18 protein-coding genes, 2 tRNA genes and 1 pseudogene are annotated in these 24,143 nt (G+C 38.3%); 8 read left to right on the top strand and 13 right to left on the bottom strand.

The window, feature by feature from the left end:
• Positions 1–242 precede the first annotated feature (242 nt).
• The 3 genes from IWX76_RS16540 to IWX76_RS16530 all read left to right on the top strand — a co-directional run bounded on the left by IWX76_RS16540 (position 243) and on the right by IWX76_RS16530 (position 5,473).
• A complete protein-coding gene (locus IWX76_RS16540; RefSeq protein ID WP_196861129.1) occupies positions 243–3,479 on the top strand; it encodes a SusC/RagA family TonB-linked outer membrane protein in 3,237 nt (1,078 codons plus the stop codon).
• Positions 3,480–3,490: 11 nt separating this feature from the next.
• Positions 3,491–5,182: a RagB/SusD family nutrient uptake outer membrane protein gene (locus IWX76_RS16535; RefSeq protein ID WP_196861128.1), complete on the top strand. Its 1,692-nt coding sequence runs from the start codon at positions 3,491–3,493 to the stop codon at positions 5,180–5,182.
• A gap of 75 nt (positions 5,183–5,257) precedes the next feature.
• On the top strand, positions 5,258–5,473 hold the full coding sequence (locus IWX76_RS16530) for a hypothetical protein (protein WP_196861127.1): 216 nt from the start codon (positions 5,258–5,260) through the stop codon (positions 5,471–5,473).
• A gap of 61 nt (positions 5,474–5,534) precedes the next feature.
• Here the strand turns inward: IWX76_RS16530 and IWX76_RS16525 are convergent, their stop codons facing one another.
• Entirely contained in the window at positions 5,535–5,867 is a 333-nt protein-coding gene (locus IWX76_RS16525; protein ID WP_196861126.1) for a 2Fe-2S iron-sulfur cluster-binding protein, read from the bottom strand.
• 2 nt (positions 5,868–5,869) lie between these two features.
• Positions 5,870–6,880 (bottom strand): NAD(P)/FAD-dependent oxidoreductase, encoded by a 1,011-nt coding sequence (locus IWX76_RS16520; protein WP_196861125.1) that lies wholly within the window; start codon positions 6,878–6,880, stop codon positions 5,870–5,872.
• A gap of 129 nt (positions 6,881–7,009) precedes the next feature.
• On the opposite strand from IWX76_RS16520, the gene IWX76_RS16515 reads away from it, so the two are divergent.
• The 4 genes from IWX76_RS16515 (at position 7,010) to IWX76_RS16500 (ending at position 9,327) form a co-directional block, all read left to right on the top strand.
• Entirely contained in the window at positions 7,010–7,756 is a 747-nt protein-coding gene (locus IWX76_RS16515; protein WP_196861124.1) for a UDP-2,3-diacylglucosamine diphosphatase, read from the top strand.
• A gap of 117 nt (positions 7,757–7,873) precedes the next feature.
• Positions 7,874–8,947: a peptide chain release factor 1 gene (prfA, locus tag IWX76_RS16510; protein WP_196861123.1), complete on the top strand. Its 1,074-nt coding sequence runs from the start codon at positions 7,874–7,876 to the stop codon at positions 8,945–8,947.
• 96 nt (positions 8,948–9,043) lie between these two features.
• Positions 9,044–9,117, top strand: a tRNA-Asp gene (locus IWX76_RS16505).
• 136 nt (positions 9,118–9,253) lie between these two features.
• Positions 9,254–9,327 (top strand) — tRNA-Asp (locus IWX76_RS16500).
• A 428-nt stretch (positions 9,328–9,755) separates the two neighbouring features.
• Here the strand turns inward: IWX76_RS16500 and IWX76_RS16495 are convergent.
• The 11 genes and pseudogenes from IWX76_RS16495 to IWX76_RS16445 form a co-directional block, all read right to left on the bottom strand.
• Positions 9,756–11,429 (bottom strand): polysaccharide lyase, encoded by a 1,674-nt coding sequence (locus IWX76_RS16495; protein WP_196861122.1) that lies wholly within the window; start codon positions 11,427–11,429, stop codon positions 9,756–9,758.
• Between the two features lie 160 nt (positions 11,430–11,589).
• Positions 11,590–12,120 (bottom strand): glycosyltransferase, encoded by a 531-nt coding sequence (locus IWX76_RS16490; RefSeq protein WP_196861121.1) that lies wholly within the window; start codon positions 12,118–12,120, stop codon positions 11,590–11,592.
• Positions 12,117–12,560 carry an oligosaccharide biosynthesis protein Alg14 gene (locus IWX76_RS16485; RefSeq protein ID WP_196861120.1) on the bottom strand — a complete coding sequence of 148 codons (444 nt, stop codon included), beginning with the start codon at positions 12,558–12,560 and terminating at the stop codon, positions 12,117–12,119. The genes IWX76_RS16490 and IWX76_RS16485 overlap by 4 nt, the downstream gene beginning before the upstream one ends.
• Before the next feature lie 62 nt (positions 12,561–12,622).
• Positions 12,623–12,778 (bottom strand): annotated as a pseudogene (locus tag IWX76_RS18185) (DapH/DapD/GlmU-related protein); the annotation flags it as partial.
• A gap of 344 nt (positions 12,779–13,122) precedes the next feature.
• Entirely contained in the window at positions 13,123–14,079 is a 957-nt protein-coding gene (locus IWX76_RS16475) for a glycosyltransferase family 4 protein (RefSeq protein WP_196861118.1), read from the bottom strand.
• Positions 14,080–14,082: 3 nt separating this feature from the next.
• Positions 14,083–15,042, bottom strand: coding sequence for a glycosyltransferase (locus IWX76_RS16470; RefSeq protein ID WP_196861117.1), 960 nt, complete (start codon positions 15,040–15,042; stop codon positions 14,083–14,085).
• A 1-nt stretch (position 15,043) separates the two neighbouring features.
• The gene (locus IWX76_RS16465; RefSeq protein ID WP_196861116.1) at positions 15,044–16,249 is read right to left on the bottom strand and encodes a hypothetical protein; all 1,206 of its coding nucleotides are present in this window, start codon (positions 16,247–16,249) and stop codon (positions 15,044–15,046) included.
• A complete protein-coding gene (locus IWX76_RS16460; protein WP_196861115.1) occupies positions 16,246–17,271 on the bottom strand; it encodes a glycosyltransferase in 1,026 nt (341 codons plus the stop codon). Before IWX76_RS16460 ends, IWX76_RS16465 begins: the two co-directional genes overlap by 4 nt.
• A gap of 24 nt (positions 17,272–17,295) precedes the next feature.
• On the bottom strand, positions 17,296–18,621 hold the full coding sequence (locus IWX76_RS16455) for a flippase (protein WP_196861114.1): 1,326 nt from the start codon (positions 18,619–18,621) through the stop codon (positions 17,296–17,298).
• Positions 18,622–18,641: 20 nt separating this feature from the next.
• Positions 18,642–20,951, bottom strand: a complete 2,310-nt coding sequence (locus IWX76_RS16450; RefSeq protein WP_196861113.1) for a GumC family protein — start codon at positions 20,949–20,951, stop codon at positions 18,642–18,644.
• 3 nt (positions 20,952–20,954) lie between these two features.
• Positions 20,955–21,734, bottom strand: coding sequence for a polysaccharide biosynthesis/export family protein (locus IWX76_RS16445; protein WP_196861112.1), 780 nt, complete (start codon positions 21,732–21,734; stop codon positions 20,955–20,957).
• A gap of 832 nt (positions 21,735–22,566) precedes the next feature.
• Here IWX76_RS16445 and IWX76_RS16440 point away from each other — a divergent pair.
• Positions 22,567–24,117 (top strand): alpha-N-arabinofuranosidase, encoded by a 1,551-nt coding sequence (locus IWX76_RS16440; RefSeq protein ID WP_334642110.1) that lies wholly within the window; start codon positions 22,567–22,569, stop codon positions 24,115–24,117.
• Positions 24,118–24,143 lie beyond the last annotated feature (26 nt).

Genomic DNA, 24,143 nt, shown 5'->3' with positions numbered 1-24,143 from the left:
GTGAGTAAATTTTAGCTAATGTAATAAAGCTTCTGATAATTTATTCCCTTTAAATGATAAATTGCGGGTTTTTGCTGTTGTGTGCAATAATAGTCTGCACTTTAGATTTAAAATAGTTGTTTATTTCTTTTGTTTAATGGAAAACATTCTGATATTTACTCTGTGAATTTTTTTTTGCGTGTTTTTGCGGGGTTTAAAATATTCACAATAAATAACTTATTAAATAACCAAGTCAGCCATTTATGAAAAAAAAACTACTCCTATTTATTTTAGGTAGTTTATTTGTTTTTGCTCATGCCTTTGCTCAGCAAAAAACAGTTTCGGGGAAAGTGATTTTCTCTGATGATAAACTCCCGATTCCAGGAGCTTCCGTAAAGATCAAAGGAAGTTCTACCGTTGTACAATCTGGCACTGATGGTGCATATACCATAAAAGCCTTGCCAACAGATGTATTGGTATTTAGCTATGTATCTATGGCTACGCAAGAGCTTGCCGTTGGTAGTAAAAGCACTATTAATGTATCATTGAAAGCAGACAATAACGACTTAAATGAGGTTGTTGTTGTAGGTTACGGTACACAAAAAAAAGCAAACTTAACCGGTGCCGTAAGTACGGTAGATACGAAAATGTTGCAAGCCAGGCCAATTACAGATGTAGGTAGAGGTTTACAAGGTATTGTACCTGGATTAAGCATTACTACAGCCAGTGGTGATTTGGGAAGAGATCCAAAAATTACCTTGAGGGGTGTTCGTGGATCTTTAAACGGTGGCGGTGCACAACCTTTGATTTTATTGGATAACGTAGAGATTGAAAGTATCCAGATGATTAATCCGGATGATATTGAAAGTATCTCTGTATTAAAAGATGCAGCATCAACCTCTATTTATGGAACAAGAGCTGCCTGGGGTGTTGTTTTAATAACCTCTAAATCAGGTAAAAAAAATCAACCTAACCGGGTGTCCTATACCAATAACCTTTCCTGGTCGACGCCAACAGAAATGCAAAAAGTTGCCGGAACTGCAGAAGGTGCTGAATTTGCACTTTCCGCTTTACAAAGGGCAAATCCGAACGTAACGCAGCCAGGTGTTGTGGGAATGTATATTGATGACATCGCTATTCAGAAAATGCGTGAATGGGAGCAGTTATATGGTGGACAAGAGCTAAGTGATGAGATGGTAATGGGTCGCGACTTTGAAGTTCGTGACGGCAAACTGTTTTTTTACCGTCCATGGGATGCAGCTGATAAATACCTGAAAGATTGGTCACCACAACAAAACCATAACTTAAGTGTAAGTGGAGGAAGTGAAAAAACAAGTTATAACCTAGGTTTAGGTTATTTAGACCAAACGGGTGCTTTAAAAGTTAATCCTGATGAATTTAGTCGTTATAATTTCTCTGCCAGTATTAATACCGCTGTTACTGATAAGATCGATTTGAGGGCAAAAGTTTTTTATACCAATACCACCTCAACTACGCCATTTATCTTTAGTGGTGCACAATACGGACCATTTTATTATTTATACCGTTGGCCTAAGTTCTATCCATATGGAACTTATGAAGGTGCCCCATTTAGAAATGCGGTTACCGAAGTAGAGCAAGCCAATATGAATGAAAGTAAAACCGGTTTAACGAGAATTCAAACAGGCGCAACTTTCAAACTGGCTAAAGGTTTAACATTTGATGCAGATTATACCTTTTCATCTACCAATAACCATTATACCAGTGTGGGTGGTGGTACCGCTGGATGGGATTTCTGGGCTGGATGGCCATCGGCTCCTTCAACAAATTACCAGTCGGCTGCTTATGATAATACGTTCGTAAGTTCAAGATGGAAAACGGTAAATACAGCAAAGGCTTTTGCAACCTATGTTAAGGAGATCAATGATCACTCTTTTAAAGCCATTGTGGGTGGTGATTTAGAATATTTTCAAAATGATTTTCACAGTTCAAAACGTAATATTTTATTAGATCCGGGAGTAGGTGCAATCCCTGGCGCAATTGGCGACCAGTTTGTAGACGGAAGTAACCTTCACTGGGCTACTTTGGGTGGTTTTGGGCGTATTAATTATGCTTTTAAGAATAAATTTTTATTGGAATTAAATGGCAGGTTTGACGGTTCTTCACGTTTCCCAAAAAATGAATTATGGGGCTTTTTCCCATCCATGTCTGCCGGTTACATTTTAACCGAGGAGACATTTATGAAAGAACTGGCGCCTGCGGTATCTTTCTTTAAAATTAGAGGATCATACGGTTCTATCGGTAACCAGGATGTGGGTGTGGCAGGTTCATACTATCCATTTATACCAACCATGGCAACATCAAACTCTAACTGGTGGATCGGTGGAAAAAATATGGTCACTATTGGAACGCCAGGTGCCGTATCGAGGTCATTAACCTGGGAAACTGTAACGACACTAGATTTTGGTGTTGATGCAAGGTTTTTCAAAAATGCTTTGGGTGTATCATTTGACTGGTATAGCAGAAAAACTACTGACATGTTAAGTGCTGGTGTAACCTTGCCAAGTTCTTTTGGTGCTACATCGCCGAGAAGAAACTATGGGGAAATCGAAACTAAAGGATGGGAATTGGCGATTGATTACAACCATGATTTTGAAAATGGTTTAACCTTGAACTTAACGGGTACCTTAGCTGATTTCCAGGATAGGATTACTAAATTTGCCAATACAACGATGACCACTACAGGTAACTATGAAGGTAAAAATCTGGGTGAAATCTGGGGTTATGAAACTGACCGCTTTTTTACAGAAGATGACTTTGTAGGTAGGGATGCCAATAACAAATGGGTGCTAAAACCTGGGATTCCGTCGCAGTCAAGATATGAAACGGCAAGTTTCAACTATGGTCCTGGTGATGTTAAATACAAAGACATAAATGGTGATGGCGTAATTGATAATGGCTCTAACACTGTAGATGATCATGGAGATTTAAAAGTGATCGGGAATAATACGCCAAGGTACCAGTATGGCTTCAGGTTAGGTGGTACATTCAAGGGCGTAGATTTCAATGCCTTTTTCCAGGGTGTGGCTAAAAGAGATTTCTGGGCATCGGGACCGGTTTTTGTTCCGGGATGGAATCCAGTTGAAGCTGCTTATGAGCACCAGATGGATTACTGGACACCAACCAATACGGATGCGTTTTATCCACGTCCAACTAATCAGGGGCAATCCAACAATACCCTTAACTTCTTAACACAATCTAAGTACTTACTGGATATGTCGTATTTAAGGGTGAAGAACATCACCTTAGGTTATACCTTGCCTACCAAAGTGAGCAGCAAAGTAAACATAGATAAATTGAGGTTCTACGTAAGTGGCGAAAACCTGTTTACGAAGTCTGATATTGGTATTCCAATTGACCCGGAAGTTGATTATACAGCAGAACAGAGTGACCAGGCATCATTTGGTCGTGTGTACCCTTACCGCACCACCTTGTCATTCGGTTTGCAGTTAACACTATAATTTTTAGAACAATGAAAAAGATATATATATTAATATTTACGGTTTGCCTGCTGACTACAGTAGGGGGGTGTAAAAAGTTTTTAGATAAAGGGCCGATTGATTCGTTTTCTGACGATAACTATTGGCAGACAGAAGCTGAGGTGAGAACCTTTGCCTGGGGTTTTTATACGGCTTATTTCACAGGTTATGGTTCAGGTTTTACCTGGGGAAAATATTTTTCCGGCGAAACGTTGAATGATGACTTTGCACCGAATACACCCACTGCTTTTACCAGGATTGTGCCTACTTCGTCTACAGCGTATAGTTTTACCTGGGTTAGAAAAGCCAACATCTTTTTGGCGGGTGTAAATCGTTCGCCATTAAATGAGGAGTCTAAAAAGCACTGGGGAGGTATAGCAAGATTTTTCAGGGCATTAGAATACAATGACCTGGTAAAATCTTACGGTGATATGCCATGGTACGAAACGGTATTGGAGGAAACTGATCCTGAACTTTACAGACCAAGAGATCCACAGATTTACGTTTTGGATAAAATGTTAGCTGATTTTAAATATGCTGCAGAAAACGTAAGGATTGCTGATGCTTCTACAGGTCCTAAAGGCCAGATTGTTAACAGAAATGTCGTGCTAGCCATGATGTCTAGGGTGTTTTTATACCATGGTACTTTGATTAAACAACAAAATATTGATGCTGCGAAAGCTACTGAATACCTTGAAGCTGCTAAGTGGGCTGCTAATGAGGTAATGACCAATGGTGGTTTTTCTTTAGGTGCTAGCTACAGAGGTTTGTTTAATGCTGTTGACTTAGTAGGAAATCCTGAAATGATCATGTTCAGGCAGTATGAGGCCGCACAAATTACGCATAGTTTGCATGGTTATGTGAATAGAGAGCCTCAGTCTGGGGCTTCTAAAGATGCTATAGATGCTTATTTATATGCCGACGGTTTACCAGCGTCTTTGTCGCCACTTAATAAAGGCGATAAAACCATCGCTAGTGTAATGAGCAATCGTGATCCACGTATCACGGAAACTTTCGCTAAGGAACTTCGCCTGAACGGTATCGCGGCTAACTACTCTTCCAGTGGTTATGCTATAATTAAGTTTTACAATGAATCTCTTAAAGATGTAGCAGGTGGTTTATCAAATACTGGTATTACAGATGCACCCATCATTAGGTATGGTGAAGTGTTAATGAACTACGCGGAAGCCAGTGCTGAATTAGGTACGCTAACGCAAAGTGATCTGGACAGGTCAATCAATCTGTTGAGAAAGCGTAATGGGGTAGCTATGCCTAGGCTAGAAGTGATGGGTGTACAGCCAGCAGTAAATGGGGTTGTTTATGATGATCCACTTCGTGATCCTACCGTTCCTTCCTTGATCTGGGAAATTCGTAGGGAGAGAAGAATTGAGTTGATGATGGAAGGATTTAGAAATGATGATTTAAAACGTTGGAGAAAATATACTTATATCGACACGCAAAAGAAACCTAACATTAATAAGGGTGCCTGGATCAAAAAATCTGACTATCCGAAAGCTGCAGTAACTCTTGATGGCGGTACAGAAGGTTATATTATTCCGGCTGCCAAAGCAGAAACACAACGCCTGTTTGAAAGTGACAAGGTATATTTAACCCCTTTGCCTATCGATCAAATTAAATTATATAAAGATCAGGGAGTTGATTTGAAACAAAATCCTGGGTGGTAAAAAGTTAATCACGAAGAGGCCGCATCAATTATTTGAATGCGGCCTTTTTTATAACAAATATTTATAGTTTTGTGTATGGCAAATTTTACTCTGACCCCTGAAACCGCAGAAAAAGTTAAAATTAAGTTTTTACGGAAATACAGGGATTTAACAAACGCAAATTTATCCTTTACACCAGGGCAGGAAGAGGAATTGGTTGAACAGCTGATGTTGCTTACCAAACGAGACCGGAAGTATGTGGAGTTTACAATTAATAAAGCTTTAGCTGATCCGGAAGGAAACAGATTATAGATTTTAATGCAAAAAAAAAGCATCCTTGTGGGATGCTTTTTTTTTTAAAGTTATTTTGAATTTAGTTTAAGCCGCCATGTAATTTTACGGTTAAACCATCCATATCTGCATTCAGCTGCAACTGACAAGCCAACCTGGAGTTAGGCAGCACATCTGGCAAGGTATCCAGCATGGCGTATTCATCATCAGACATTTCGTGTAGTTTATCCTCCCCTTCAAGTACGTCAACGCAGCAGGTTGCGCATAAAGCCATACCGCCACAGGTGGCTAATATGTCATACTCACAAGCTTTTAAGTATTCCATTAAACTCAGTCCCATATCAACCGGAGCTTCTAAGGTAGTGATGCTGCCATCTGGATTTTGAACGTGTATATTGATGTTATTTGCTTCCATAGTTAAAATTCACTTACGCCGTTAACAGTAGTATATTTCATGGTGTATTTTACCCCTGGGTTCATGTATTGATAAGCACTGTGGCTCATTAATGCTGCCTCATGGAAACCACATAATATTAACTTTAATTTATTGGTGTAAGTGTTGATGTCGCCGATGGCATAAATACCAGGGATGTTGGTAGAGTAATCATCTGTATTTACTTCAATGGCACTTTTATGAATGTTTAAATTCCATTGTTCGATCGGACCTAACTTAGGGCTTAATCCGAAAAGTGGGATTAAATGATCTGTAGGGACATTGGTTGTTTCTAGCGTTTTATTATGGATAATTTCAACGTTTTCCAATCGCCCATTTCCAGTAACTGCATTTAGGTTACTGTTTAACACTAAGTTTATGCGTCCGCTTTCAGCTAGGGCCATTACTTTATTTACCGAATCTGGTGCTCCCCTAAAGCTTTCGCTGCGGTGAACCAATGTTAACTCTTCAACAACGTCAGCTAAAAATATAGTCCAGTCCAGCGCAGAGTCGCCACCACCTGCAATAACCATTTTTTGTCCTCGGTATTGCTCGGGATCAAGAATCATATAGTTAACACCACGGCCGTTTTCGAATTGCTCTAATCCAGAAACAACTGGCTTACGAGGTTCAAAGCAACCTAGTCCGCCGGCAATTACAACAACCTTAGATTCTATGATGGTGCCCATGTTTGTGGTCAATACAAAATCGGCTTCTCCACGTTTTTCTAAACCTTCGATACGTTCGCCTAAAGTAAATCCTGGATGAAAAGGTTTCCCTTGTTCCATTAGGTTATCAATAAGTTCTTGAGCTAAAACTGTTGGATAGCCTGGGATGTCATATATTGGTTTTTTAGGGTATATTTCTGAAAGTTGACCGCCAACTTGTGGTAGGTAATCAATTAAATGACAGCGCATTTTAAGTAGTCCTGCTTCAAATATGGCGAATAAACCTACGGGTCCGGCGCCAATAATGGCTATATCTGTAGAGATCATGTATTTATATTTATGGCGAAAATACAAACTTTTGTTTTAATATTGGTTGTGTTCATAAATAATCTACATAAATTGTAGTACTTTATTTGTGAGGCTGCAATTGAATTTAATTTATCTTTGTTGCTATCGATGATCAAAAATATATACTTCGCATCTGATTTTCATCTGGGCGCTCCGAGCTATGAGCAAAGCCGTGCTCGGGAGAACCGGATTGTTAGCTGGTTAAATCAAATAGAACCAACCTGCAGTGAACTCTTTTTAATGGGTGATATATTCGACTTCTGGTTTGAATACCGCCTGGTTGTGCCTAAGGGCTTTGTCAGGTTGCAGGGGAAGCTTGCACAAATGTCTGACCGTGGCATTAAGATTTACTTCTTTAAAGGTAACCATGATATGTGGGTTAACGATTATTTTACCAAGGAAATGGGCATACAGGTGATCAGTGATGAGTATGTTATAGAAAGAAATGGCAAGCGATTTTATTTACACCATGGTGACGGTTTAGGTCCGGGTGATGAGAAATACAAAATACTTCGTAAAGTATTCAGAAATCCAGTTTGTCAATGGCTTTTCTCAGTTGTTCCTCCACAAATTGGATTGGGCATCGGGAGTGCCTGGTCATCAAAAAGCAGGAGAGATGGGCTTGATGAGCAGGTATTTATGGGTGAGGAGAATGAGTGGCTGGCTATTTATTCGAAAGAGCTGTTAGCAAAAGAGCACTTTGACTATTTTATTTACGGCCACCGGCATTTACCTTTAGACCTTCAGTTAAATGAAAAAAGCCGCTATGTCAATCTTGGAGAATGGATGAAATATAATTCATACGCTGTTTTCGATGGCAATGAGCTATCCCTTAATTATTTTGAAGCTAAATAATTAAGCTAAAAAAACCTATTTTTGTGTCCAAATAGATCGCTGGTCTTCAGAATCAGGGTATCGGCATATGCCTATACTACTGAAAAACGAGTGATTTTAATTTTCTGAAAAAAAGATATGTTAGAAAAATTAGAAGCAATTAAACTGCGGTGGGAAGATGTAGAAGAGCAGTTAAGTAATCCTGACACCATGCAGGATATGAAGCGTTTTGCAGCGCTAAATAAAGAATACAAGGACTTAGGTAAAATTGTAGATCAATATAAAATCTACAAGAATGTGATGAGTAATATAGATGCTAATAAGGAAATCTTAAGCACAGAAAAAGATGCAGAGATGCGTGACATGGCTAAGGAAGAATTGGATATGTTACTTAAAGAGCAGGAGGAGCTGGAAGAAAAAGTTCGCCTGATGTTGATTCCTGTAGATCCCGAAGATGCTAAAAATGCGGTATTTGAGATTAGAGGTGGTACTGGTGGAGATGAAGCCGCTTTATTCGCTGGTGATTTATACCGGATGTATAGCCGCTTCTTTGAGCAAAAAGGCTGGAGGGTAGAAACGGTTGACGTGACTGAAGGTTCGGCCGGTGGTTATAAAGAAGTGATTTTAAAAGTAAGCGGCGAGGATGTTTACGGACAGTTAAAATATGAGTCTGGAGTTCATCGCGTTCAACGAGTACCTGATACCGAAACACAGGGTAGGGTACATACTTCTGCGGCATCAGTAGCGGTATTACCAGAGGCAGAAGAAATTGATCTCTATGTTAACCCTGCAGATATAGATTTGCAGACATCACGTTCCGGTGGTGCAGGTGGGCAGAACGTTAACAAGGTGGAGACTAAGGTTCAATTAACGCACAGGCCTTCTGGACTCGTTGTTGTTTGTCAGCAAGAGCGTTCACAGTTAGGAAACCGTGTTATTGCCATGGAGATGCTAAGAAGTAAGTTGTATGATATAGAACTGCAAAAGAAGAATGGAGATATTGCTGCAAGGCGTAAAACTATGGTTTCGACCGGTGACCGATCTGCAAAAATCAGAACTTATAATTATCCACAGGGAAGGGTTACAGATCACCGTATTGGTTTGACCTTATATAACTTGAATAATGTGCTTGATGGTGGCGTGCAGGAATTGATTGATGCGCTTCAGTTTGCTGAAAACGCAGAAAAGATGAAAGAAGGTGCTGGTAATTAAGCACTTGAAAAATAACTAAAATAAAGTTTGCAAGTTTAAATATTCGCCTTATATTTGCATTCCCGAAAGGGACAAAGGATCCTTATTTGGATCAACGGACCGGTAGTTCAGCTGGTTAGAATGCCGCCCTGTCACGGCGGAGGTCGCGGGTTCGAGTCCCGTCCGGTCCGCAAAGCCACTCTCTAGAGTGGCTTTTTTGTTTACCATAAAATGGTAATGAAAATAAATAATAAAAATAAAGCGGTCTATTGATATATTCAGCTATATTTGCACTCCCGCAAGGGGAAACGATCTAACAAGATCAACGGACCGGTAGTTCAGCTGGTTAGAATGCCGCCCTGTCACGGCGGAGGTCGCGGGTTCGAGTCCCGTCCGGTCCGCAAAAAGGGATGATTGAAAAATCATCCCTTTTTTTATGGAATCATTTTTTCAAATCATAATGGGTGAAGTGATAGGACTTGTCTGCAGGCTTACTAGGGTCCACTCAGGCTTCTCCCAAATCCAAGCCAACGACGTGAATGACACCTTTTCCGTACGCATATCAACGGGATCACTCAGATGATATGTATGCGAATAGCGTACCTATCGAGTCTCAGATTTGGACTTTACAGAAAGCGCAGTCAAAGCCTTAAGGGCTTAATTGATTACACATAAAATTAAAGTTAATTTAGGCTATTTATTTGGATAGAAATCCGCGGAAGCATTATTGGACCTTGTCAAAAAATGGGATAAAAAAAAAGAGGGTTCCTTTTGGAAACCCTCTTTCGATTTGTTTGTGTGTGTTGTACTAGTTTAAGATGTTATGTTCTTATAATGTGCGTCCAGGGTATACATCGGCGTAAGTTGCTGTTGCTTTTCCAATAGTCAATTCATCTACGAAATAAACTCTTTTTTGAACTGAAGGCGTAGATTTGTTAGCCCAATCCCATTTATAAATTCCGGTTTTGAAATATGGAAAGGTGGCATCGTTGTAAGCGTTAGGCATATTTTTTCTGCTCACAACAAGTTTGTTGTTTTTCCATATCTCTAGTATGCCTGTATTATCCCAAGCCCATTTAACGTGGATAACCCAATCATTCCATACCTCTTTATCTACAGGACCTAAATCAAGTCTTGTCATTTTCGGCTGTCCTTTGGTTATGGCATTTGCATCACTTCTCATGTCTAATATAAAGCGATCATTCATAATACCCAAGGCTAGGGGTGGACTTCTCCAGGCTTCGCCTTTATTTAAATCTGGTCTGGAATTAAACTGTGCAATAATTTCAGCAATTGGATCTTTGGTGAATTCTTTTGGAAAGAAATTCGAAAATCCGTACCATGCTTCTTTATCTGTTCCAGGCTCCTGACCAAGTTCTGTACGATAACCTAATTTAGAATCACTTTTTCTAAGTTCAAATCTCAATGCGCCGCTACCAGCACGTTTCTTTTCTGTGCTAATATTTGCAGACCAAGTTTGGGTAATGCTTCTCTCGAACCAGGTACCCAAAGAGCTATTAAAATTGTAATAGTTAACTGCAGCATTGCTAACGTTTGGAGGCGTTACAACTGGTTTTGTAACTTCTACTGGTGGCGCAACTGTTGCGGTTGATGATGTGCGCCCTGGATATACGTTATTGTAACCTGCGCTGCCACTTCCAATGGTCACTTCATCAACATAGTAAATTCTTTTTTGAACAGATGGTGTTGATTTGTTAGCCCAATCCCATTTGTAGACACCAATTTTAAAATATGGATATGTTGCATCGTTGTAAGCGTTAGGCATGTTTTTTCTGCTAACGATTAGCTTGTTATTTTTCCATATCTCTAAGACACCTGTATTGTCCCAGGCCCATTTTGCATGAACAACCCAATCATTCCATACTTCTTTTTCAACAGGACCTAAATCCAGGCGTGTCATTTTTATTTCGCCAGTTGAAATAGCTCTCGAATCGTTTCTCATGTCTAAAACAAATCGGTCATTCACAATAGCTATAGCTAGTGGTGGACTTCTCCATTTTTCGCCCTTATCTAAATCTGGTTTAGAGTGAAATTGAACAACTATTTCAGCAATTGGGTCAGCTGTATACTCCTTAGGAAAATAATTTGCAAAACCATACCAGGCTTCTTGCTTAACTACGCCTGGTTGCTGGCCTAGTTCTGCACGGTGACCGTGTTTTGAATCACTTTTTCTTAATTCAAATCTCATCGAGCCTTTACCTGCACGAGTGATTTGATTATTAATAGCTGCTGAATATGATGCGGAGATGGATTCTTCATACCACTTTCCTTTTTCAGTGTTGAAATCATTGTAAGACAAGATGCCGCTTGATGCATTGGTTGTTGCGCTTACTGCATTTGAATCTGTTATTGAGGCAGCTTCTGTGAATTCAAGTTCATCAGATTCTGATTTTTGACAGCTTTGAATACCGAATGCGAAAAATAATGCTAAGAGTAAAATAAGCTTTGTTTTTTGTGTTTTTGTTTTTGTTAATTTTCTCATTTAATTTAGGAATTTTTTCCAAAACTAAATAAAAAAATTAGGATATCGATACTTTTATTAGGAATGATTCAAATTTTATTTTGAAAGACTCTATTTTTATTACTTATGATTCCTTTTTATTTTATGGAATACTACAATAAATAATAAGGAAAAATTACCTTTAATTCATTTCTGGTGCAGATTGTGGCTTATGTGTGTCGTTCGTGGTGCTAATATTTAAGTATTCTTGGATCGATCCGATTAAACTTGAAGATGCAGAGTTTTCAATAGCATGTAAAGGAATTAATTCACCTTTTAAAAAAGAGAAAATTTTTGCTTCCAATTCTTTTTCTTCATAAATAACATGAATGTATTTCAGTTTCTCTAATATCTTGGCGGTGGCAAGCTGATGCTCGTTACGATGCTCTCCAAGAGCAGCTGACCTAGGTAAAATTATAACTGGTTTGTTATTTTGTAACGCTGAAATAATGGTTCCCATTCCTGCATGGCTTACGATAAGATCTGCTCTTGAAAAATTTTCATTAAAATCTATGGGATTCAACATCGCAACAGACTTCATGTTTTTAACTTTATATTTTGACTGATTGATTTGGGCAATAATCTCCACCCCATTCAGAGATGGTGCAATCTCATCCATGCATTTTACAAGGCGGTCAAATGGTGCTTGTGTTCCAGTTATTAAAAATATCATGATAATACATTTCCCTTATAGAATATCTTATTAGTTGCCAGGTTTGCCCATTGGGTATAAACTCTATCTGCGAAGTACTTGGCGATTTTCCCACTTAATGATATATGTTCAGCATTGGCGATGCTGTCTATCCAAATGGTTTTAGCGCCAATTAACCGGCCTGCAATAATGCCCATTAGTCCTGGTGCAGCCCCAGTGGTAATAATTGCTTTAGGCCTTTGCTTGAAAACTATCCAGGCGACGTGAAAGAAGCAACTTATTAATTTAAGTTTTGTCTGCTGGTTGGCATCGGGTACTCTATAATAAGTATAATCTTTCAACGTAGCACTGATATCCGGGTTAGTTGACATGAATGACAACTCCTGGTCTTTGAATGCCGGTGTTAATCTTAAAAGTTGTACCCAATGGCCACCTTCTGATGCAATTGCTAAAATTTTCATGGTAGTGATTTTAAAAGTTTGCTAATCTGTTTGGTGCGTTAATTTTCTATGTATATTTTATTTCGATATTTGATGATTTTGGCTGGAACTCCACCGACAACTGCATATGGAGGAACGTCCTTCGTTACCACAGCCCCTGCTGCAATTACAGCCCCTTTTCCAATGATCAAGCCAGGCATAATGATTGCATTTCTTCCAATCCAAACGTCGTCGGCTATAATCACTGGTGATGAATTAGTTGACCCCTGAAGTTTGATAGGAACGATAGTGGATTCAAAATGATGGGTTACACTTAGTATAGCTACCCTTTGCGCAATTAATACGTAATTACCTATAATTGCAGATTGTATATAGACATCTTCATTGATTTGGCTATGGCTGCCTATGATTAAAACATCTTTCATTCCGAATTTAAATCCCGACTCAATCGTTGTATGTGGGCCAATGGTGAATAGATTTTTTAATACACCCACTCTTAATGTATTGAAAAATTTTCCGCATGGAAAATAGCTCGATGGCAAGTTTTTTAATAAAAGATAGTAAGTAATGAGGAAAAGCTTTTTCATAAGACTTCATTATAGACGTGTATTACTGATTTGGCTACTTGATCGGCACCTAGTTTCATTTGTATAAGTTTTTCCCGACCATTTGTTTTACGATGTTCTGCAGAAAGAGAAAATATTTCTCTTATTGGCTTAAGCAGTGCAGCTGACTCAAAGGAGTTGATAACATGGCAATTCTTTACATTGTGAAGTAAATCAGCTAGGTCACCAACATTAGTACTGACTATTGGCCTATTACAAGCCATTGCTTCTTTAATTATTTGTGGCGAGCCTTCCACTAAAGAAGTCATCACTAATACATCGAGCGTTTGAAGGTGATGCAATACTTCATTCCTGGTGAAGTTGTGAAATTCAACAATTCGTATATTGAACGTTTTCCGAAGTTCATCTATAATTTCTTTAAAGAGTTTAAAGTTCTTTTCATTTCTTGCTTTATTTCCAGGAAAGCCCACAATTAATTCTTGTTCAGGCTGGCTTGTATTTCTTTCTATAAAGGTGTTCAGGTCTATTCCACAGGGCAACTTGACTAACTTTTGCTTGTGTTTGTATAATAAATTCACCATATCATCATTTAGAACTATTATCCTATTGGTGTTCTTCAACGCAGCCATGGTAATGCTTTTTTGGGCCAAGTGATTTAGTATTCCCTTTTTTTTATAGAGCTCGCCACTATGTAGCGTGACCACAACGGGGATTTTTGGTTGGTAAAAGAGCAGAAACAATGCGGATAAGCCGTAATGAATATGAATCAAATCATAGTTTCCATTTTTAATTTTGTTCCGGATGTTTGCTATGCTATTAAAGTAATTCCATTTCTTTGCGCGGCCATTGATAAAGTAAACCTCCGTCTCTATATCACCTTGGGTGGCTATAGCCTCTATTTGTTCCTTAACATGTATACCAAAATAGATGTAGTCCTCAACAGGATACATATTCGTAACATAGAGTACCTTCATTTTTTAGGGTTTTTGATAGCCTAAGAGGAAATTTTTGATTTCCCAGTAGACTAGGTATGAGCTGGCTAGCAGTTTGGTGTCATGAAATTCTAACTCATTAATGACCTTGTTAAGCACCTGATATCTTTCCTTGAATGAGAACCCAGGTGTTACAACTAGTGTAGAAATTATCCATTTAATTTTATCAAATGGTTTAGTTTGATCGACCAGATTATGGCTCTTTAGAAAATTGGTAGCCCATTTAATGTGCTTAATATTTAAAGTGATTTTCTTAATGACGACATTTTTGTCGCTATTCATAGAAGAGATGTTTTCTCCGCTAATCCGCCAGTACACTATTCCGGGAATGGTAGTAATTCCTTTTTTTTCTCCAAATTTAAGCCAAGTAGCATCATCTGAGCACCAGGCCATCTCATTGTTTTTAAACCCGTTTTTTTCAACATATACGGTTTTTCTGAATATGTATTCTACAACAGAACTATTAATTTGAAATTTAATTCTCCTGAAAAAAAAGTCTGAAACAGATAATCGTAAGGGAAATGGTTTACATTCTTTAGTGATACCGCCTGCACCGTTAATGAAATTTAAATTGATGTGAAACAAATCAGTACTACTACCATTTCCATTCACATTATCATAAAAATTTTGAACGCAGGAACTTCCCATCACGTCATCATCGGAAAATAACCACACCCATTCTTCATCTTGAGTGAGGTTGATGCAACGCTCCCAATGTGCTACCAGGTTCTTGCTACCTAAATTCTCCGGAAACCGTTTGTATGTAATATTAAGATCTCCTTGATAGGCTTCAACCAGTGTGCCCAGGTCTTCCGGACTAGCATCATCTCCAATATATAGATTGAATAACTTACAATTTTGTTGTGCAATAGAATCAAGGGCTGCTTTAAAGTATCGTCCCTTAAAAGCCGGTATGACAAGCGCTAATTTCACATCGTTAGCCATGCTATACTTTTATTAAAGTTGTCGGTTGTTTTTCTTCATATAAAACCTGCAGGCTGTAGAGCACAAATACATTCGTAAGAATAAAGCTTATGGAAAAAATAGAATCTGAGGTGAGACAGGTAGCTAAAAGGTTAAATAAATAATATTTCAAGTATTGATATTCTGGAGGTACGCGCATTTTCAAGCCTTTAAAGAAGATTATGATATATGCGATGATGGGAAGGATACCAAACATTGCATACATTCCTACTACTCCAACATCGGTAAGGAAATAACCATAGTTTTCTTCGAGAATAGTGATAAACTTACCATAATTAGATTTCAGGTTTGGATATCCATTGCCAAAAATTCTACTCAGCAAATTAGGTGAAAAGTCATTTACAAAGTATTCACTTGCGAGGATCCTAATATTTTGATTGCCTTGCTGAATATTGTCCCGTTGAGATTCAACGATTCCCCTTGAAATAGGATTGTTGGAATTTAGCGTTCCATAAATAATGGAACTTGCTAAAATCATAACAAATACTTTTTTGCCAACTGAAATTGTTCTAAGCAGATGAAATAATGTAATAAGGATTAGTATGGCAATACTTTGTTTAGTTACCTGTAATACCGTTACAATGATCCCGCAGAAGATGAAAAGGGCGAAAGCCCAACGGTATTTATGTTTTTCTAAAACTTTGTTTAAAGCAATATAATAAGCTAGTAAAAACACCCCTGCCCCTGGGAAAAGAATCCTTATTACACCCCTGTCTTCCGCAAATTCATCTCTAAATCCAAAGTACACAACATGGCTATGGGTGTATTGGTACATGAAGAGTACAATGTAAACCCATCCATAAAAAAAAACTATTTTTTCCAGTTTTGCTATTGGGAAGCGAATATGCAAGAGATAGAAAAACACAATCCATAATAAATATGGAATGGAGCTCGAAAAATAAGTTAAATCTTGTTTCCAGGATATCTGCGCTAAGAAAATTGATAAAAGCACTGATATACTAATCATTTGCACGGGTAGTACAAATCCATTACTGATTTTGAAAGATCGCGGAACAGACATTATGATGGCACCAAGCATGTAGGCATAACATACATTCTTAAGCATGGAGGTGGATACAAATTTCGCAAAGAAGAAATTCAAGGAAAGTATGACCAGCAAAAAAATCATCATTCCTTGTAGGCGTTGTTTGTTTTCTGTCACGATCATATGTTTGTATTCTTTGGCATCGTTAATATCGTGGAGTTATCAAATTTTCCTGAAAGACCTTGGCTATACATGGCATAATAGAGATTGAACAATAGTTTGTTATTAGATCGGGAGAAGACAACATAGGCTATAGATCTACACATGTCGTTTACTAGAAATAAAAAAAGCGGCATGTTCATTCCGTTATGGTGCATGATGGTCCATAACCAATTGCGTTTGCTAATGAATAATAGAGGGTTTATTTTGGAGATGTCCTGATATTTCTCTCTTTTGTCATAATAGTATTGAGCTAACGTTCTTTTTTCTTTCTTATAACTTTTACTCGTAAAGGCTGAAGCGTCAGAATTTTTCAGTTCAGGAACACTTCGTATCTTATGGTATACAACGGCATTTTTGACCAGGTATATAGGGAATCCAGCTTTAACAATTCTAATTGAATATTCCATGTCTTCCTGGAAGATGTAATAATTATGATGTGGGAAGTTTATTTTACTGATAATTTCTCTTTTAATAAACAAACCTATAAACGAGGCAAAAGAAATTTCAACAAGATTGCCTTCTTTTTGGAAGATTTTGTCATTAGTATGAACCTGTAAAGGGAATTGTATCTTATCAAAATCAATATATCCCCGGTGCATGTGGTCTACTTTGTCACCCTCTACAACAACCGGTGCAAGTACAATATTCTTGTCAGGCAGCAGTTCGCTTTCCATCATCAGGTTCTCTAAGCAGTCTATTTCAGGAAAGGCATCATCATCCATCATCCAGATCCACTCGAATTCTTGTTGATAAGCCTCTTGTAGTCCGATTTTAAAACCAGCTGATCCGCCGAAATTTTTAGTCAAAGTAATCACTTCAATATCGGGTTGTTCTTCAAGCCATTCCTTTGTTCCGTCAGTACTTGCATTATTGATCACAATTATATGATCTACATGAACTGTTTGATTTCTTATACACTTAATACACTCCGTCAAAAGTGCAATACGATTAAATGTAAGTACCGTAGCTACAGTTTTTTTCATTTCGATAAGCCATATGTTATAACATTACGGGGAAGGCCAATACTTTAATTTTATGGCCTGGTAATATTTTTTATAAATTGATAATTTGAAATATTGAAGATCAATAGGGTGGATGTCTTTTCTCTTTAAAACCAAAAACATCGTGATTGCAATAATGAACTCGGTCAGTACCCAATTGAAAGAAGTTGCCAGGTACCCCCATTTTTTAATCATCAATAAATTTAGTAGAATACTAATTGCCGCTCCGCAAGCTGTGATCCTGAAAAAAATCTTGTCCATCTTCAGGTTTAGCATAATTTGAATACCCATGAGGTTACTGAAACAGATGATCAATGGTAGGAACATTAATATATATAATACAGGTATTGCAGGATAGAACTTTTCCCCATAAAATAAGCGTATAAGATAAGGTCCCAGTAAAATGATCGCTAATACGGCAGCACCAGTAAGCATTAGGACTACAGGAAGTAATTTTTGCACCATTTTTATTCCGGCTTCCTTACTCACCCCGAATGCCTGCCCTATATAAGGATAAAGTGCCTGCGATAAGGGGGTAGTTAAAATGGTCTGAATAATAATAATTAATTTCTGCCCTGCTGTGAAATAGCCAACTTGCGTAGGACTTTGATAAAGGCCTAAAATAAATACATTCGTGGATGTAAATAAGTTAACTACGACCAACGAAAAGAAAATCATTCGCTCGGTCCACAATAATTTTAGGGTAGCAACAATTGGAACCTTTACAAATTTTAACTTGTATTTCTTGAAAGCCCAGGCAAACGATGCTAAAGACACGACAATCTGTATACAGCCAATAATTAAAGGCTGTAACACGTAGTCGTCTTTTTGTTTAATTAATAGGAGTATAAATACTGTAAATAGCAGCTTGGTGACTAAATTGAAAAATGCAACTTTAGGCATATCCTGCATCGCAAGAAATAACCAGTTTTGAGTAAATAACGTGCTGATGCAAATTAAAAATGAAAAAAGCATCAATAAGGATTCAACCTTAAACTGGGGAATGGTATAAAGCAGCCAAGTGAAAATTAAACCTGAAATCAACAATAAGATTGACTGTATATAAAATACCTCACTAAAAACCTGATTACGATTTTCCACGTTAAACGGGTCTCTTGCTATTTTCCTCGTCGCAGAAAGGTCAAAACCATAGCCAATAAGCAGGACAAAGTAACCTATAAAAGAAGCGGCAAAATTGATTGATCCAAACTTGTCAGGCCCAATAATTCGAGAGATCACCGGGACCGAGAGCAATGGCAATACATTATTGGCAATTTGGACGGCTGATAGTGATAAGACGTTTCTGGTTAGGTTTTTCTTTTCTACGTTCATGATGCTGCTGTAGTGGGAACTTAAGCGGGCATAAAACGATTCGAGAAATTGCTAAACAAAAAATTTAGAGGTTTCTTTTTAGCGCCCTGGTTGTAATAACTGTAATCGTAGTTGTAGCCGTAACCATATTTAATTTTACTGATGCCATTAAAAATGAACATCATATTGCTCAATTGCTGTTGTTCATACAAATCTTTTATAAATGATAATTCCGCTTTTTCCGTATACCCCTGTCTGATTATATATAAGGTAACATCACTTATTTTAGATAGCGTAAAACTATCAGATACCAGGTGTACTGGTGGACTGTCAATTATAATATCATCAAAAGTTTCCCGTAATCCGGAGAACAAATTTTGAAGGCTGTCGTCCTCTAATAGTTCCGATGGATTGCCTACCGGCGTGCCACTACAAATAACGTGTAAATTAGGAATGGTATGATGTGGAATGATAATGTTGTTGTCCGTTGCATTGCCCATTAAAAAATCACTTAGACCAGCCTCTCCTTTAGGTAAACCCAATGTTGCTGCAATTTTTGGTTTACGCATATCAGCCTCGATAATGAGTGTTTTTCGGCCTGCCATGGCTAGCGCTACGGCAAGGTTGCTACTCACAAAACTTTTCCCCTCTCCAGAAATACTTGAAGTAACGAGGGTGATTCGCCCACTAATTTTTCGTTTATAAAGGTGATGAAGCCGGGAGCGTAGGGCCCTGAGTTGCTCGCTCATGGCACTTGAATTGGATTGACTTATCGCTAATTGTTGTTTATCCTCCGAAAGTTCGAGTTGACCAACTATTGGAACTTTAAGATCACCTTTGATTTCATTTAAATTAACAATACTGTCTTTGACATGGCTGCGGGCAAAAACTAAACCTGCCGGAAGTCCTAGACCTAAAATGAAAGCGCCAGCATAAGTGGCTAATTTCATTAAGCCTCCGGTTGGCACAGCATAGGCCTTGTCGATAATCTGTTCATCAGATAGGGTGGTGGCGTAACTAACAGAGACTTCTTCCTTTTTTTGAAGCAAATAAGTGTACAAATTTTCCTTACTGGCTTGCTGTCTTTTTATACTGATATATTGGCGTTCCTGTGTAGGGATGTTTTTTATTGATGATTCAAATTGCGAATTATAACTCTGTAATTTATTTCGGGTGCTATATAAAGAGGTTTTAATATTTCGCACATTATCTCTGATGGCCGATCTTGTACTTTGGATCTGCATTTTAATGGGCTCAAAATCAGGATTAGTTTCAGGGGTAGTGGCAAGCAACCGATCATGTTGTAGTTGCAATTGTGTCAGTTTCTCGATTAAACTGCTCAAGGCGGGATCTACAATGCCCAAAGTAGCTGGAACTCTACCTGTATTCTGGTTGGCATTAATGTAATCTTCGATCCCTTCTATTACACTAATTTTGACGTTCACTTCATTAAGCGTTTTATCATTGGCCTGCATATTTTCCAGGCTGATCTTTGAATCGGCACTAATGTCAGTTATTCCACGACTACTTTTAAAGCCTTCAATTCCTTTTTCGGCTTCTGTTAGTTCTTCAGAGAGGGCTGTGAGCCTTTGATCAATAAAATTGATCGTACTTTTAGTCTCCTCATTCTTTTGCGTCTTTGCGGCTTCATTATAACTTAAGATGAGCTGGTTTAAAACATCTATTCCACGTTGCGGGTGCTGTTCTATGATGCTGATAACAACGGCAGTTGACAATTTATTCAGCAGGCTTACATCAATCTTTTTTTGATAAAGAATCGCTGTTTGCTGAGGATTGTTTACCTTGATGTGTATAGGTGCGCCCGCAAATTGATCGATATTGCTGTTTGGACTTAACCTCCAGGTGCCAAATTTATTTCTGAATGTCTTATCAAAAGAATATTCTTGTTCGCTATCCTCACTTGTAGATAGCAGGAAGGTATTTTGGTCTTTTATCGTGATGTTTAACTCCTCTGGTTCGAAGTTTTTGTTTGCTTGCAGCAGGGTGAACTTCACCGGTGTTGTATTGTATAAATCCTCTTTACGAAGTTTATCATCCATTGTATAAATGACCGCTAAGTCAAGATCGTCAACTACCCTGGATATAAGGGCGTTAGATTTTAGTATTTCGATCTCATTCTCAATGATTTTGGTAGAGTTTGATAGGTTTAATTCTTTTAGCGCAGATTGCTGATCAGGTGATTTTTTCTCATCCTGGATTAAAAGAGTAGCCTTTATCTCATAACTGGGGTTTTGAGCCCGAACATATAAATAGGCTAATCCCACAGATACCAATAAGGTAATTAAGAAGAGGGGCCAATAATATAGAAAGCGGTTGATATGTAAGTTCATGGTTTATCTGTATAAATTTGATAACACAATAGCAATAATTGAAAGTCCCGAAAGTACTAAGGTGGCTGTTCTATAACCACGGTCTACCGTTGCATATTTAGTCCGGTCAGGTTGAACATAGATTTCATCGTTATTCCTTAAATAATAATAGGGCGATTGAAATAACTTTTTTGAAGTCAGGTCAATAGGGATATATTTCCTGTTACCGTTCTCTTCTCGGATGAGAAATATTCTTTTACGCATGGCGGTAATGTTTAGGTCTCCAGCCAAACTTAAAGCCTGAGTGATGGTTGTCCGCTCATTTTGTAAGGTGTAGATGTTCGGTCTGAGTACGTCTCCATAAACAGATACTTTGAAATTCAGGATCCAGATATTCACCACAGGATCTTTGTAATACGTTAACATCAGGTTGTTTAGCTGTTCCCTCAACGCGGCAACGGTCATCCCTGAGGCTTTATGTTTTCCAATTAAGGGTAAGTGTATATAGCCTTCACCATCAACTTTATAACCTGTAGCTGGTACATCCTGTGGTGTTGATGCGGTCACCCCATTTACCCTGCTAATGTTGTTGTTAAATATGGACGACGACTCTGGGTTTCTACTGTTTACATTGATTCCCAAAATATCATCAGGCTGTATCGTGAGTGGGGAGTAGTTGCCTACACGTTCTTCTGATGGTCCAGATGTCTTAAGATCCTGAAAGTAAGGGATGTCTTGGTAGCTCCCACAGGAACAGAAAAGTATTGTGATGAGCAATACCATAAGGTTTGTTCTTTTGTTCATATGCTTTATAAGGTTAGTTGTATGCTTAAGCTAGATGTTCCTGGCATAGCTTCGCCATTTTACTTACAGTAAATCAGTTTTTTGAAGCTAGTTTTTTGTTTAATCGGGTAGACGGATGATGGTGTTTGTTAGTTCGAAAATAACAAACTTTTTTACCTGATTGTTGCTGGCTTTGAGGATTGTGTATTGCCTTGTGAAAATGTGGGAAAAGGGTGTTGAATAATTTTACACCCCTCTAAAAGGGCTTTCCAAGCCTATTAAGCCATGCCAAATTGCTAAGTAAATTGATTAATGTTATAAATGCGCCGCTAGATTTACATCTTCTTTACACGTGTATAGTCATTCACAGGGTAACAGGTTTGATTATTTTCAGGTCATTAAAACGAGGCCATGTGTCTGAATGTGGTGAACCCATTACAAATTTGAATCTACTCCATTCCGCTAATATTGTTTACCGAATTTTGTGCCTGCATATACATTGCCTTTTTAAACCAGGTGTTAGAATTTAAATAATGTGTATTTGCTTTTTTTGCCACGTGAGATCGTTTTATAAAACTTGAAAATGATATTTTAAATGTTAAATTGACATTTAAAATATTATTGCTACATTAGTTTGATAACCCAAAATAGCTAGTATTATTTTAACCAAATATAACCTGATCATAAGTAAACAACGCAGGCCTATTAGCTTGTGAACAGATTACGCTTAATCTTACCATGCCCTTATCAGAAACTAAATGTCAAGCCTAAAATATCACGTAACTAAACAAATTAACCATAAACCTGGCGGTCAATAAACCGGCAGGTTCATCAATTTAACCTAGACCCAATAATGATGAAGTTCAAAAAAACCTTACCAAAAATTACTTTGGTTTGTCTATTAAGCGTTTTTGCAACCACTTCGCTGTTTGCACAACAAACGGTTGTCGCTTTACGTGCAGATAAGCCATCCAATCAAATTAGTAAACACATTTATGGCCACTTTGCCGAACACCTTGGGCGGAGCATTTATGATGGGTTCTATGTTGGCGAAGATTCAAAAATTCCCCACACCGACGGTGTTAGAAATGACATTGTTGCTGCTTTAAAGAACCTGAATATCCCTAATCTTCGCTGGCCAGGTGGTTGTTTTGCCGATCGTTACCATTGGAGAGATGGGGTTGGCACAAAGATTAATCGTCCATCTATCGTTAATACCATGTGGGGTGGGGTTACTGAAGACAATAGTTTCGGAACTCACGACTTTTTAAACCTATGTAAGCTTTTGGGTACGGAGCCATATCTTGCCGGCAATACCGGTAGTGGTACTGTTCAGGAGCTTGCAGATTGGGTACAATACGTAAATTTTGAAGGAAAAAGTCCAATGTCAGACCTGCGTGTTAAAAACGGACAGGAAAAACCTTGGAATGTGAAATTCTGGGGTGTCGGTAACGAGGCCTGGGGCTGTGGAGGCAATATGACACCTGAGTACTATGTTGGCGAATACCGCCGCTTTGCCACCTTTATGGAGGGGCAGAATTTGTATAAAGTAGCGTCGGGTGCTAATGTTGACGATTATCACTGGACAGAAACTTTGATGAAAGGCATTCCATTGCGCATGTTAGATGGTATTGCGCTACATCATTACTCTTTCCCAACCTGGGAAAAGAAAGGTCCTGCCACTGGTTATTCTGAGCAGGAATACTTCGAAACCATGAAAACCGCTTTACGTATGGATGAACTTATTATCAAACATACAGCCATCATGGATAAATATGATCCTAATAAAAAGATAGACCTGGTTGTTGATGAATGGGGTGGCTGGTTTGATGTGGAGCAGGGAACTAACCCTGGATTCTTATATCAGCAGAATACCATGCGCGATGCCATGATTGCAGGTGCTACCTTAAATATCTTTAATAACCACAGTGATCGCGTTAAAATTGCCAATTTAGCGCAATGTGTAAATGTATTACAAGCTGTAATCTTAACAGATAAAGAAAAAATGCTGCTTACACCCACCTACCATGTGATGGAAATGTACAAAGTGCACCAGGATGCTACTTTAATTCCTGTGGAAGTGAAAACTTCTGACTATGTATTTGGTAAAGAAAAATTACCGGCCGTTTCTGTGTCTGCCTCAAAAAGTACTGCAGGTCTAACCCACGTTTCTCTGGTTAATATTCACTCCTCTAAAAGCGAAGAAATAGAAATCGACATCACCGGTCAGGAATATAAAAACGTAACCGGCAGAATCCTAACTTCTAAAAAGGTAGATGATCACAATACTTTTGATCAGCCTGAACGTGTTAAACCTTCAACTTTTACCCAGGCAAAATTGAAAGGCGGAAAATTAAAAGTAATCATTCCACCCTTCTCTTTAGTTGTACTCGCACTTAAATAACCCATCAGGCGATTGGTATGCATAAG

It is taken from the genome of Pedobacter sp. CAN_A7 (assembly GCF_015752175.1).
Taxonomy (GTDB): Bacteria; Bacteroidota; Bacteroidia; order Sphingobacteriales; family Sphingobacteriaceae; genus Pedobacter.
Note: the sequence above shows the minus strand (reverse complement) of the source record. Positions and strands in the feature narration are given on the sequence as shown.